Origin of the sequence: Brevibacterium sp. VCM10 (assembly GCF_000583215.1) — a bacterium.
Lineage (GTDB): Bacteria > Actinomycetota > Actinomycetes > Actinomycetales > Brevibacteriaceae > Brevibacterium > Brevibacterium linens.
In genome coordinates this window covers 1-12,246 of sequence record NZ_JAJB01000035.1, presented here as the reverse complement: position 1 = coordinate 12,246, position 12,246 = coordinate 1, and the positions used below count along the sequence as shown (strand labels likewise).

Genomic DNA, 12,246 nt, shown 5'->3' with positions numbered 1-12,246 from the left:
GTATCATCCTGTCCGGAGGTGGACATGGATTGGATGGAATTCGGGCTCGACGGGGTCGACGCGGTCAGGGTCGTCGTCTCGTGCGTCGTCTTCTACGTCGGGATCATTCTGCTGCTGCGCATCTTCGGCCAGCGCACGCTGTCGAATCTCTCCAGCTTCGACCTGGCCCCGGTCATCGCCATCGGGGCGATCATCGGCCGGGCCATCCTCGGTGACACCCCGACCCTCGTCGCCGGCGTCCTTGCGCTTGCCACCATGCTCGTCCTGCAGGCGCTGAGCGGGTACAGCCGCCGTTTCGGAATGCTCGCCAAAGTCGTCTACTCACCGGCCGTCGTGCTCATGGCCGGATCCGAGATCCTCACCGACAACCTCGCGAGGACCCATGTCGATCACGATGAACTCGTCGCGAAGCTGCGCTCGGCCGGGATCCGCAATTTCGGCGAGGTCGCCTGCGTGATCCTCGAATCGACCGGTCAGATCAGCGTCATCCGCCGCGGTGCTCCCATCGACGAGGAGATGCTCGCCGACGCCATCGGAGCCCACCGTGTGCCCCGTGAGGGGTGAGATTCAGTCGGGCCCTTGTGATCGGTCGAGCCCGAGCACCTTCGCGCCGTTGGTCCACAGCACCGAGCGCATCCAGTCGTCGCCGAGTCCCAGAGCGGCCAGGCCCGCGATCTGGTCGACGTAGGGGTAGGGAATGTTCGGGAAATCGGAGCCGAGGATGACCTTGTCCTCAAGTCCGGCCAGGCGTTCGCGGTAGGCGGGGGTCACCTCGGCGGGGGTGGAGAAATACCCGGAGGCGAACATCGTCGTGTCGAGATGGACATTGTCGAAACGTTCGGCGAGATCGGCGAACTCGTCGTACTCGGGCATGCCCATATGGGCGATGACGAACTTCAGCTGCGGGAACTTGCTCAGGACGTTCGCCACCGCCTGCGGTCCGGTGTACGTGCCCGGCAGGGGAGCAGAGCCGGCGTGGATGACGATCGGCACTCGGGCCTCTTCGAGAGCCTTCCACGCGGGGTCGAGGACCTCGTCGTCGGGAGAGAACACACCGACCTGGACGTGGACTTTGAACAGCTTCGCCCCGGCGGCAAGCGCGGCCGGAACGTAGTCGGCTGATTCGGGTTCGGCATAGAGGGTGCCGCAGTGGATGACGTCGTCGTGGGCGGCGGCGAACTCGGCGTTCCATTCGTTGAGCCACGCGGCCATTCCGGGTTTGTGCGGGTAAGTCAGGGCCGGGATCGCGCGCAGGCCGAGCTCGCGGACGATATTCAGGCGGGTGCCCGTGTCGTACCGGTAGTTGATCGGCCAGTCGCGGCCGTAGTTGTCCGCGGCATTGTCGAAGTACTCCCACACCTTGTCGAGCACGTTCTGCGGGAGAAAACGGACGTGGATGTCAGCGAGGCCGGGCAGGCCGAGGGCGCGGATATAGTCGGGGACCTCGACATCGGTGCGCGGGGGAGTGGTCATCGTGTCCGGGACCACGAAGGTGCGACCGATCGTCGTTTCCGGGGCAGGGTTCACGGTCGGGGGAGTGGGTGCGGTCTGGGCGGCCGAGGGGGTCTGAGTCGCTGCGTCATCGGAGTCGTTCATGGCCCCACTCTATGACCTCGCCGCCCGGGTCTTCACGGGTGGTCGGTCTTCAGCGCTCGTCCATGCCCGACGCATAGACTGCCCGCATGAGCCTGCGCGATCCGTTCACGATCCCCACTCCGTTCCAGGTCAGACCCGTGGGTCAGGCGCCGTACTGGACTCCGGGGCAGACCGTGACCTGGACGTTCCGTCGTTTCGATTTTGACCGCGACCTCGCCGAGGTGGCCCGACCGATGCGGGTCATCGCCGACGGGCCGTCCGGTTCAATTCTGTGGTTGGCAGGGGGTACGCCGACGCAGGAGACCCGCATCGTCGGATGGGAGAGCACGAACGCCCACGATGTGCCGTTGCAGGCGCGGTTCCGTCCCATCGCCGAGGCGCCCACCAGGATCAATGTCGAGGGCACGTGGCGGGGCCGCGGGGTGCTCAAGATCGTCCCGCCGAAGGTTCCGTTCTCCGTGTGGGTGCTGCTCAAAGATGCTGTGGACGGTGTCGATCGTGCTGAGCCCGGCGGTGTGCGGGCCGAGTGGTACATCAATCTCGAGGCCACGCACGTCCGCAGCGATGATGCGCTGTTCACCAGCGATCACATCCTCGACATCACCTTCCCGACCGCCTCGATGCCACTGCACGCCGCGGACGGTCGGCTCGATCCGACCGGTGCCGTGTTCAAGGACGTCGACGAACTCGCCGCTGCGGCGAACTTCGGGGCGTGGCCGAGGGAGTGGTCGGAGGTCATCCGGGACAATGGCAGCCATCTGCTCGACCACCTCGGCGATTTCGGTTGGGCCTTCGACCCCGAATGGGAGACCGTGGCCCGCGACCTGGTGGGCAAGGCCCGGTTGGGGGCCGCCTCGGTGTCAGAAAAATCGTTCGATCAGGAACATCGGCGACCGCAGAATGGTTGTTATGACCGACAGCATCGGTGATCGTCGCGGATGCCCCTGTCGCCCCACTCAAGCACACAAGCGAAGAATGATCTGCTGCTGAAAGGAACCGTCTCCATGACGACCAACCATCGGATTCGCCTGAACTCGCGCCCCGTGGGCGCTCCCACTGCGGAGAACTACCTGCTCGACGAGGTGCCTGTGCCGACCCCGGGCGAGGGCCAGGTGCTGTTGCGCACGCTCTACCTTTCGCTCGACCCGTACATGCGCGGGCGGATGTCGGATGCGAAGTCCTACGCCAAGCCCGTCGAGGTCGGCGATGTCATGGTCGGCGCCACCGTGTCCGAGGTCGTCGAATCCAATGCCGAGGGCTTCGCCGCTGGTGAGATCGTGCTCGGCTACGGCGGGTGGCAGGAGTATTCGGTGGAGTCGACCGGGCATCTGCGCAAGATCGACCCGGAGCTCGCGCCGATCTCCACCCACCTCGGTGTGCTCGGCATGCCCGGGTTCACCGCGTATGCGGGTCTGCTCGAGATCGGTCAGCCCAAGGCCAGCGAGACCGTGGCCGTGGCCGCCGCGACCGGGCCCGTCGGGTCCGTCGTCGGACAGATCGCGAAGATCAAGGGGGCGACCGCCGTCGGCATTGCCGGCGGTCCGGACAAGGTCGCCCACCTCGAGGAACTCGGCTTCGATGTGGCACTGGACCACCGGAGCGGGAACCTGCGGCAGGAGCTGAAGGACGCGGTGCCGCAGGGCATCGACGTCTACTTTGAGAACGTCGGCGGGGAGGTCTTCGACGCTGTGCTGCCGCGGCTCAATACGTTCGCTCGCGTGCCCGTCTGCGGTCTTGTCGCCAACTACAATCTCACCTCGCTGCCCGAGGGGCCGGACCGTTCGGGAGCGCTCATGGGCAGCATCCTGACGAAGTCGCTGCTGGTCCGCGGCTTCATCCAGACCGAGTTCGCCGAGCGTCTCACCGGTCAGTTCCTCGAGGACATGAGCGGCTGGCTCAAGGAGGGCAAGGTTCGCTTCCGCGAGGACATCCGTCCCGGTCTCGACAAGGCCCCCGAGTACTTCAACGATCTGCTCACCGGCGGGAACTTCGGCAAGATGGTCGTCGCCGTCGGCGCCGAGAGCTGAGGCTTCTGGCAATGCGGACTTGCCTGGCGGTCACTTGACTGTGGGTGCCGGGCAGGTCGCTTGCTTGCCGCGCTGCGTCTTGCAGACCGTCGAGTTGTCAGACTGATCGCTCAGGGTCGATCGCGATGACGGAAACGGGGCTGCCTGTCTGTGCCGCTGTTCGCGGCGGCGAAATCTCACCAGTTGAGGGGTTGATGTCGGAGACCGACACCGAATCACTGTCTTCGTGTGCAGTCACCAGCTGATCGTCGATGACAGTAATGAAGCGCGGTGTGCGTCCCGAACATTTTTCGAATCTGGCAGCTTTGGGGGCGCCATCTTGCGTAACCAAGAATGCGGCGAGTGAATCGTCTCCTCGGTTGGAGACATAAATCCGAGACCCACTTGTGGTTCTGACTCCGACGATGCCGGCGGCTGTTGAATCGTGGCCCCAGCTCTCCCCGGGTAAGGTCGACGAGACTGCAACGGGAGAGAGCGAGTGGCTCTCTTTGATTTCGCAAGTACGCAAAGTCGAGTCGAGTTCACCGACGAGGTGAAGCCGAGATGGGTGGCAAACGTCGAATATCGCGTGCCTGGGTCCAGTACCGGATTCGAAGGTGAGAACGTCGATGACTCGGGGCGTCGAGCGGTTGAGGTCGATAGTGAAGACTCGGTCTGTCCCCTTATCCGGGACGTATGCGAAACCGTCGTCGGTGAGGAGTATTTGGTGCGGATGCGATTCTGATGCACCGTGGCTCTGCCCGAGCGAATTGAGGTCGACGACAGAATCGACTTCGCCGAGGCTTCCATCGTCATCGATGGGCAGTGCAGCCAGGGTGCCCGAAGCGTAGTTGGCGATGATGAGCCTACGGTCGGTGGTGACAACGGCGTGGACTGGATTGCTTCCGCCACAGTCCAAGGTCGAGGTCAGTGAGAGCATTCCTTCGGGATCGCAGCGGAGAGCGGAGACGTGGTGACCATCACCGTGCAGCGCATATACGATACCGGGATCACCCGCCGTGAGCCAGGACGGATTCGTCAGCGGCAGATTGGCCAGATAGGTCCACGGTTTCTGCGAGCCGGAGCGCGACCAAGAGGAGACTCCGACGCCTCGAGCGTGTCGTTGTTCGGTCGTTCTCGAGCCGATGAGGATCAACTCGGTCATACGAAGCTCACTACGGTGGCAAGGAGAATCGTGATCAGCAGTGCCACGACTGAGACGACCGCCGTCATCAGTGTCATCGACTTCAAAGCCCCACGTGTGGTGAGGCCGAGAAGCGAAGAGAACATCCAGAAGAAGTTGCTGTTGAAATGGACCGCGAATACGGCGCCGGCGGAGATCGCCAACCCGATGATGACCGGCGGAGCGTCGATGCCCGCGGTCGCAGGGCCGATGATCCCTGCGGCGGTGATTGCGGCGACATTGATCGACCCGATCGCCACGTGCAAGACCGCGGCGATGATCCACGAAAGGACTACGGCAGCAATGATTCCTATTCCGGCTTCGGCCGAGAAAAGGCCCGTGAGCACGTCGCTGAGTTCGGTCTTCTTGATCACTGCCGCGAGCGAACCACCGAGTCCGGTAATGAGAAGGATGTTGCCGGAGGTCTCCAAGCCCGTGCCGAATGCGAAGTCCGTTGCTTTGCGACCGGCGGTGAAGCGAGAGAGCACATACGCATAGACCAGACCGACGAAGAGGGCGAACACCGGTTCGCTGAGGAACTCGAGGACCGTGTTCTCGATTCCGAAGGTCCGAGCTATTGCACCGCCGGCGATGAAGACGATGGGAATGAGCACCGACAGCATGGAGACTCCGAGAGGAGGGTTTCGGCCCGACCCTGTCTCCGAAACGGCGCTGTCGGGCTCAGCTAAGACGTCATCAGAAGTCTCGTCTTTCTCCGTATTCCACCACCCGCGGCGCAGAAGCCCCGCGTAGAGCAGCAGGCTGAGCAGAGTAGATGACAGTGCGATGATGAGACCCCAGAGCAGCGAAGTGCTCAACGGGACGTTGAGAAGCCCTGCAATGGATACGGCACCTAGGCCGGGCGCGACGAAGACGACTCCGACAGGTATTCCGACCACCAGGGCACCGGCCATCAGCCCGAGGCCGTTTCGTCCCAGTCGAGATGACGCATTGCGCGCCAGCGGTGCGGCGAGCACCAGCTGAACATCTGGATAGATAGACGGGAAGAAGGCGTTGAGCGCCAACGCCATGGCATAGGGAAGTCTCCTCGGCCCGAAGAATTGGACGAGCATATCGACGGTCTTTCGAAGTGCGCCGAGCTGATTGAGCAGTGCTCCTATGAGCACCCCGAACCCGATGAGGAGGCCGACATCGACCATGATGTCGCCGAAGCCTTCGGCGAGAGCGGTGACGGATCCGGCGAGACCGAGGCCGCCGGCGATGCCGATATAGAGTGCGCCGACGACCAGCGCAATCACCGGATTGACCTTGGCCCAGATGATCATTGCGACCATGATGATGATGGCGATAGCTGTGTGGATGACGATCATCGTTCGTTCCTTTGAGTTGAGATGTGGACGATCACGGCCCGATCCTTGGGGTCAGAAGATCTGGTAGGCACCGATCAGCCCGGCGACGGCGAGCATGACGAGTGCGACGACGGTGCCGGGAATGAGTACCTTGCGGAAATGATCGCCGAGGTTGACGTTGGCCAATCCGATGAGCAGAAGGAACGATGCAACCAGAGGGCTTGACTGGTGCAGCGACTGCCCGACGAGCGAGGCCCGTGCCATCTCGACTGGGGAGATTCCGAAGTGGCTGGCGGTCTCCGACAGGATCGGCAGGACGCCGAAGTAGAAGGCGTCGTTGGTGAGTATGAACGTCAGCGGAATGCTGAGGACGCCGGCGATCACCGGCATGAAACCGCCGACTCCGTCCGGAATGATCGAGACCAGCCATCGTGCCATCGCATCGACCATCCCCGTGCCGCCCATGATTCCGGTGAGAACCGAGGCGGCGAAGATCATGCCCACGACGCTGACCACACTTTCTGCATGAGCGACGATCTGCTCCTGCTGCTCCTTGATCCGTGGGAAGTTCACAACGAGAGCGATGGCAGTTGAAGTCATGAAGATGACCGCCGGCTCGGTGAAGTCGAGCACGAGAACGACCATGACAGAAATGACGAGCGCGAGGTTGAACCAGATCAGCTTCGGCCGCGCCTTGGGACGCTCGAGGAGGTCGACGGTGCCCGGTTCACTCGTTGCGCCGTCACCTGAGCTGTTCGGAGGGGCGGCCTCCGCGCGCGCAGTCCATCCACCGTGCCCAGCAGAATCATCAGAGGACGCGTCACCATAGTGAGCCTCGAGGCTGACTGTTCCGATCCGTCGCCGTTCGGACAGTCCCAGCAGATAGGCCACGACGATGACGGCAATGAGCCCCGCGGCGATTGCCGGGGCCATCGGTATGAAGATGTCGATGGGGGAGACGTTGAGTGCCGCCGAGGCCCGTGAAGTCGAACCGCCCCACGGCACGGTGTTGAGCACACCATTGGACAGAGCCGCGACGACTGTGAGCACGACCGGACTCAGGCCCAGCCGCAGATAGAGCGGCAGCATTGCTGAGGTGACGATGATGAACGTCGTCGAGCCATCCCCATCCAGAGACACGACCGAGGTCAGCAGAGCTGTGCCTACGACGAGCCTGACCGGGTCGTCCTTGACGAAGCGCAGAATCAGTCGCACGAGTGGGTCGAAGAGTCCGGTGTCGATCATCGTGCCGAAGAAGATGATCGCGAAGAACAGCAAAGCTGCTGTCGGTGCGAGTTCGAGGACGGCGTCGACCACCATGTCGCCCATGCCAAGTCCGGCACCCGTGAATGCACCGAAAATCAGCGGGATCAGTATGAGTGTGGCAATCGGAGTGGCTCGTTTGCTCATGACCAGATACATGAACACAGAAACCATGGCGAAGCCGAGGATGACGAGCATCGTTGCTCCTTTTCAAGTTGGTGTCAGGTCGTCGGTGCAATGGCCTCGGACCAATAGGTATTCAAATAGGTATACGCAGGTGCGTACTACAATATACACATGAGTGATTTGGAGCACCAGTCCACGGTTGGAGGTCGACTCGCGAAGACCGATGTGGTCTATCGGGACCTGCGGGAAGCGATCGAGTCCGGAGAGCTGGTTCCCGGGCAGTCGCTGCCGGAAGCGTACATCGTCGAGCGGACCGGAGCCTCCCGGACGCCCGTGCGCGAGGCTCTGCGTCGGCTGGCTGCCGAACAGCTCGTTGAGATTGCTCCGCGCAGGGCCCCGGTCGTCTCTCGTCTTTCGCTGCGGCAGGCGAGAGCGATCTTCGAATATCGCAGGCTGCTCGAGCCTGCTGCCATCAAGCTGATCGTCGGTAGATTCGCGGACGAGCCGGGCCTGGCTAGCCGATTCAAGGCGCTGCGTGAACAGTTTGCCGAGCTGGTCGGGCGTCCCTATTCCGCCGAGTTCGCCGAGGAGTTCGCCCGGCTGGCAAGGACCTTCGACGAATTGGTCATCGAGCTGACGCCGAATGAGTTCCTGGCGCGCGGAATCGTTGATCTCCGCCCGCAGGCGCGCCGATTGCGGCGTATGGCGCACGCCGACATCGCCCGTCTGCAGGAATCTGTACGGGAACACATCGATATGTGTGCCGCCATCGTGGACAAGGATGCCGAACGCGCGATGAGTGCGTGCCAGCAGCATCTCTTCCACGTTGATCGAGCGATCTTCGACGCGCTCCTGAAATCGACTGCCGGGCGTGGTGCGGACGTCGATATCGCGCCCTAGCCGATTACTTCTGCAACCACAGATTTCCGGTCGTCACGACCTGGGATCCGGGGACCACGTCGGTCTCCACTGCCTTCCGCCATTCACAGTAGTGCGGAGTCTGTCGATGCGCTTCGTGGAATGCCTCGGGGCTGGCATAGCGCTCATAGAAGGCGAAGACGAGCTTCTCTGGGTCGAGCTCGATGACGTCGAACGACAGGCAGCCGGGCTCGTCGGTGACCGACGCTGCGGCATTGGCCGCGATCGCCTCGCGGAAGTGCGTTTCTCGTTCAGCTATGACCTGCAGGGTGACCCATACGCTGTACATGATCTTCCTTCCATCTTGAATTAGGTATACCCAAGTGTGTACCGTAATGGTCGAGTGGACAAATCATCACGTTCGAAAGTGAGCCCCATGAGCACAACAACGACGTCGTCGCGAGCACGGACCGACGCGGAACGGTGGATCGAGTTCGCCGCATCTGTCCTCCGCTTCCACGGGGTACCGGACGCAGATGCAAATCTCGTCGCCGGCTCTCTGGTCCAAGCTGACCTATGGGGGCACCAGTCCCATGGTCTGCTCCGTCTGCCCTGGTACGTTGCTCGCCTGCGCACCGGCGCGATGAAGGCGAAGTCGGAACCGAGCGTGGTGGCGGACACCGGTGGCATGCTCCTCCTCGACGGAGACGACGGCATAGGTCAGGTACTCACGGACAGGATCGCACGCGAAGCTGCTGACCGAGCACGTACGAACGGGATCGGCGCAGTGGGAGTGCGGAACTCCAACCATTTCGGCATGGCCATGTACTACACCCGACGCATCGCTGCAGAAGGATTCGCCGCCATGCTCTACACCAATGCCTCACCCGCCATGGCTCCCTGGGGCGGCCGTGAAAAGCGGATCGGTACGAACCCCTGGTCGATGGCCGCACCCTATGGCGACAGCCAGATCGCCCTCGACATCGCAAACACGGCCGTGGCCCGCGGGAAGATCTACCTCGCCGACCAGCGTAGAGAAGACATCCCCGACGGCTGGGCTCTCGACGCCGAAGGGCGGAGGACCACGAACGCCGCCGAGGCGATCAACGGGGTGATCCTGCCGATGGCCGGACACAAGGGGTATGCCATCAGCCTGATGATGGACATCTTCACTGGTGCGCTCCTCGGCGGTGCCGTGGGCACTGACATTCACGGTCCTTACGAAGCCGACAAGAAGAGCGGTACCAGTCATCTCTTCATCGCCGTCGATCCTCGCGCACTGGGAACGGCAGAAGAATTCGACGCCCGCATCGCCGAGCTCGTCGGACAGATGCACTCGACACCTCTCGCCCACGGACACGACCAGGTCTTCCTGCCGGGCGAGATCGAAGACCACAACGCCGCAACGACGATCCGCCTCGGCGGAATCGAATATCCGGAACAGACCTGGAAAGACATGGAGGAACTCGGCAGTGAGGCCTCTGTCGATCTTCCCTGACCTCTGACCGACCAATTCCACCTCTGACAAGGAGCTGCCAGTGCCGACATCCATCAACCCCGCTACCGGGGACGAGCTGACCACCATCGACTTGCACACTGCGGAGTACGTAGACCACGCCCTCGACGCCGCAATGCGAGCCCAGGCGAGTTGGGGTGAGCAGCCGATCAGTGAACGTACCCAACTGCTTACTCGCATCGCCCAGGAACTGCGGGACCGCGTCGACGAGGCGGCCGAACTCATAACCACGGAGATGGGCAAACCCGTCACCGAGGCGCGGGCAGAAGTCCTCAAGTCCGCGAAGACTCTTGATTACTACGCGGACAATGCCGCCCGATTCCTCGACTTCGAAGAGATCGAATCCGACGCCGAGACGTCGGGAGTCGTCTTCGATCCGCTCGGAGTCGTGCTGGCGATCATGCCGTGGAACTACCCGTTCTGGCAGTTCTTCCGATTCGCCGCCCCTGCCCTTGCGGCAGGCAATGCGGCCATCCTCAAGCACGCGAACAACGTCGCCGGCTGTGCCCTGCTCATCCAGGAGATCATGGACGCCGCAGGCACTCCGGAAGGCTTGTTCCGTGCCATCATCGTCGACTCGAGCGACGTCCGCGGAATCATCGAGGATCCCAGGATCGCGGCTGTGACTCTAACCGGTTCGACTGAGGTCGGTGCGCTCGTGGCATCGCAGGCCGGCGGAGTGTTGAAGAAGCAGGTTCTCGAACTTGGCGGCTCTGATCCCTTCATCGTCCTCGCCGATGCCGATATCGACGAGGCAGCCCGCGTGGCAGTGAAATCGAGGTTCAATACCACCGGACAGTCGTGCGTGAACGCCAAACGCTTCATCGTCGAAGAAACGATCGCCGAGGCGTTCGTCGAGAAGTTCACCACACGGGCCAAGGCCCTTATCGTTGGTGATCCGCGGGACCCCGATACGCAGATCGGGCCGATGGCCAGAGAGAATCTGCGAACCGAACTCCACGATCAGGTGGAGCGGACCATCGCCGCCGGTGCGACCTGCCTGATCGGCGGGGAGCTGCCCGACGGCCCGGGGTTCTTCTACCCGCCGACGATTCTCGACGGCGTAGCACCAGGCAGCGCCGCATTTGGCGAGGAGACGTTCGGCCCGGTTGCCTCGGTGACTCGCTGTGCCGACGTGGACGAGGCGGTCCGTCTGGCCAATGACACCGAATTCGGTCTCGGTGCGACGATCTTCTCCCGCGACGTCGAGAAGGCCTCGGTGCTGGCCCGGAAGATCCAGGCAGGAGCCGTATTCATCAACGGGCAGGTCGCGTCGGATCCGCGGTTGCCCTTCGGCGGCATCAAGCGCTCCGGCTACGGGCGCGAGCTCTCAAGCTACGGAATCAGGGAGTTCGTCAACATGAAGACCCTCTGGGTCGGAAAGGAATCGGCATGACCACGAGCATCACTTCGCAGCCCACGCACGTCCTGCGTCCCGACGAGCTGCCACAGAAGAATCGAGGTGGAGGAGCTCGAACCGTGCCACTGGTGACGTACGGTCGTGGGGCGACGAGCTTCCTCAACGGAACGACTCAGTTCGACCCCGGTGCGAAGATCGGTCATCATACCCATAATGTCGCCGAATCCGTCATGGTTGTCGACGGTACCGCCATCGTCGATATCGACGGTCAGCGGACCCGTTTGAACACCTTCGACACGACGTTCGTGCCGGCAAACATCCCGCACCACTTCGAGAATGCTTCGGACGAAGCGCCGATGCGGATCTTTTGGACCTACGGTTCGATCGATGCCACGAGGACTCTGGTGGAAACCGGGGAATACGGTCGCATCGACGGTGAATCCGCCGATAGCAGCGGCCCAGCGGGAGCCGACTCGGTTGAAGAGGATGCCGTCTTCACCATCAAGGAAGGCCGCGAAGCCGACTTCGAGGAGGGAGTCCGCCAGGCCGTCCCACTCTTCCAAACTGCGACAGGGGCACGGACGCTCACGCTTAAGCGCTCTGTCGAACGTCCCGGCGTCTACCACCTCACCATCCGGTGGGACTCGGTTGAGGACCACAATGTCGGATTCCGCGAGTCCGAGGCGTACAGCAAATGGCGAGAACTCGTCAGCGACTGCTTTGCGGCCGATCCGCAGGTCGAGCACCTGTCAGAGGTGCTCACGGGGTTCTGAAGTCGATTCGTCCGGATCCGAACAGACTTGCTTCCGGTTCACTTCGTTCTGTTTGACGACTGGGATACGTCCACAACTGATTGCTGAGCGTTCCGCTGAATTATGGCCGCCGAGATCGTTTGCGCGGCCATACCTCATCGGGCTCACCCGAAGTGAGCGAACATCTCGGCAGGGTCGAGACCGAAGCTCAATGCGAGGCTGAGCACGATGCGGGCCCTGCGGGCATCGAGGATACCGGCGGGGACGAGTCCCGCC

Annotated in this window: 12 protein-coding genes; 7 read left to right on the top strand and 5 right to left on the bottom strand. The window is 62.6% G+C overall.

Annotation, left to right across the window (positions count from 1 at the left end; all coding sequences use genetic code 11):
• Positions 1–24 precede the first annotated feature (24 nt).
• Positions 25–564, top strand: a complete 540-nt coding sequence (locus tag AD89_RS0111175; RefSeq protein WP_025778883.1) for a DUF421 domain-containing protein — start codon at positions 25–27, stop codon at positions 562–564.
• Positions 565–567: 3 nt separating this feature from the next.
• Here the strand turns inward: AD89_RS0111175 and AD89_RS0111170 are convergent, their stop codons facing one another.
• The gene (locus AD89_RS0111170; RefSeq protein ID WP_331279723.1) at positions 568–1,596 is read right to left on the bottom strand and encodes an amidohydrolase family protein; all 1,029 of its coding nucleotides are present in this window, start codon (positions 1,594–1,596) and stop codon (positions 568–570) included.
• Between the two features lie 86 nt (positions 1,597–1,682).
• On the opposite strand from AD89_RS0111170, the gene AD89_RS0111165 reads away from it, so the two are divergent.
• Positions 1,683–2,525 carry a DUF402 domain-containing protein gene (locus tag AD89_RS0111165; protein WP_025778879.1) on the top strand — a complete coding sequence of 281 codons (843 nt, stop codon included), beginning with the start codon at positions 1,683–1,685 and terminating at the stop codon, positions 2,523–2,525.
• Between the two features lie 75 nt (positions 2,526–2,600).
• Positions 2,601–3,623 (top strand): NADP-dependent oxidoreductase, encoded by a 1,023-nt coding sequence (locus AD89_RS0111160; RefSeq protein ID WP_025778877.1) that lies wholly within the window; start codon positions 2,601–2,603, stop codon positions 3,621–3,623.
• 97 nt (positions 3,624–3,720) lie between these two features.
• Here the strand turns inward: AD89_RS0111160 and AD89_RS0111155 are convergent, their stop codons facing one another.
• The 3 genes from AD89_RS0111155 to AD89_RS0111145 are packed head-to-tail and all read right to left on the bottom strand — an operon-like array spanning position 3,721 to position 7,556.
• Positions 3,721–4,767, bottom strand: coding sequence for a lactonase family protein (locus tag AD89_RS0111155; protein WP_025778875.1), 1,047 nt, complete (start codon positions 4,765–4,767; stop codon positions 3,721–3,723).
• Entirely contained in the window at positions 4,764–6,116 is a 1,353-nt protein-coding gene (locus tag AD89_RS0111150) for a GntP family permease (protein ID WP_025778873.1), read from the bottom strand. The genes AD89_RS0111155 and AD89_RS0111150 overlap by 4 nt, the downstream gene beginning before the upstream one ends.
• A gap of 51 nt (positions 6,117–6,167) precedes the next feature.
• The gene (locus AD89_RS0111145; RefSeq protein WP_025778871.1) at positions 6,168–7,556 is read right to left on the bottom strand and encodes a CitMHS family transporter; all 1,389 of its coding nucleotides are present in this window, start codon (positions 7,554–7,556) and stop codon (positions 6,168–6,170) included.
• Positions 7,557–7,655: 99 nt separating this feature from the next.
• On the opposite strand from AD89_RS0111145, the gene AD89_RS0111140 reads away from it, so the two are divergent.
• Positions 7,656–8,384, top strand: a complete 729-nt coding sequence (locus tag AD89_RS0111140) for a GntR family transcriptional regulator (RefSeq protein WP_025778869.1) — start codon at positions 7,656–7,658, stop codon at positions 8,382–8,384.
• Positions 8,385–8,388: 4 nt separating this feature from the next.
• On the opposite strand, the gene AD89_RS0111135 is transcribed toward AD89_RS0111140, so the two are convergent.
• On the bottom strand, positions 8,389–8,691 hold the full coding sequence (locus AD89_RS0111135; RefSeq protein WP_025778867.1) for a putative quinol monooxygenase: 303 nt from the start codon (positions 8,689–8,691) through the stop codon (positions 8,389–8,391).
• 87 nt (positions 8,692–8,778) lie between these two features.
• On the opposite strand from AD89_RS0111135, the gene AD89_RS0111130 reads away from it, so the two are divergent.
• The 3 genes from AD89_RS0111130 to AD89_RS20150 are packed head-to-tail and all read left to right on the top strand — an operon-like array spanning position 8,779 to position 11,991.
• A complete protein-coding gene (locus AD89_RS0111130) occupies positions 8,779–9,840 on the top strand; it encodes an Ldh family oxidoreductase (protein ID WP_025778865.1) in 1,062 nt (353 codons plus the stop codon).
• A 40-nt stretch (positions 9,841–9,880) separates the two neighbouring features.
• On the top strand, positions 9,881–11,254 hold the full coding sequence (locus AD89_RS0111125; RefSeq protein ID WP_025778863.1) for an NAD-dependent succinate-semialdehyde dehydrogenase: 1,374 nt from the start codon (positions 9,881–9,883) through the stop codon (positions 11,252–11,254).
• Positions 11,251–11,991 (top strand): cupin domain-containing protein, encoded by a 741-nt coding sequence (locus AD89_RS20150; protein WP_081770438.1) that lies wholly within the window; start codon positions 11,251–11,253, stop codon positions 11,989–11,991. Before AD89_RS0111125 ends, AD89_RS20150 begins: the two co-directional genes overlap by 4 nt.
• The last annotated feature ends 255 nt before the right edge of the window (positions 11,992–12,246 follow it).

Coding starts and splice junctions, on each gene's coding strand:
- AD89_RS0111175 (WP_025778883.1), top strand. CDS start 25: ATGGATTGGATGGAATTCGGGCTCGACGGGGTCGACGCGGTCAGGGTC.
- AD89_RS0111170 (WP_331279723.1), bottom strand. CDS start 1,596: ATGAACGACTCCGATGACGCAGCGACTCAGACCCCCTCGGCCGCCCAG.
- AD89_RS0111165 (WP_025778879.1), top strand. CDS start 1,683: ATGAGCCTGCGCGATCCGTTCACGATCCCCACTCCGTTCCAGGTCAGA.
- AD89_RS0111160 (WP_025778877.1), top strand. CDS start 2,601: ATGACGACCAACCATCGGATTCGCCTGAACTCGCGCCCCGTGGGCGCT.
- AD89_RS0111155 (WP_025778875.1), bottom strand. CDS start 4,767: ATGACCGAGTTGATCCTCATCGGCTCGAGAACGACCGAACAACGACAC.
- AD89_RS0111150 (WP_025778873.1), bottom strand. CDS start 6,116: ATGATCGTCATCCACACAGCTATCGCCATCATCATCATGGTCGCAATG.
- AD89_RS0111145 (WP_025778871.1), bottom strand. CDS start 7,556: ATGCTCGTCATCCTCGGCTTCGCCATGGTTTCTGTGTTCATGTATCTG.
- AD89_RS0111140 (WP_025778869.1), top strand. CDS start 7,656: ATGAGTGATTTGGAGCACCAGTCCACGGTTGGAGGTCGACTCGCGAAG.
- AD89_RS0111135 (WP_025778867.1), bottom strand. CDS start 8,691: ATGTACAGCGTATGGGTCACCCTGCAGGTCATAGCTGAACGAGAAACG.
- AD89_RS0111130 (WP_025778865.1), top strand. CDS start 8,779: ATGAGCACAACAACGACGTCGTCGCGAGCACGGACCGACGCGGAACGG.
- AD89_RS20150 (WP_081770438.1), top strand. CDS start 11,251: ATGACCACGAGCATCACTTCGCAGCCCACGCACGTCCTGCGTCCCGAC.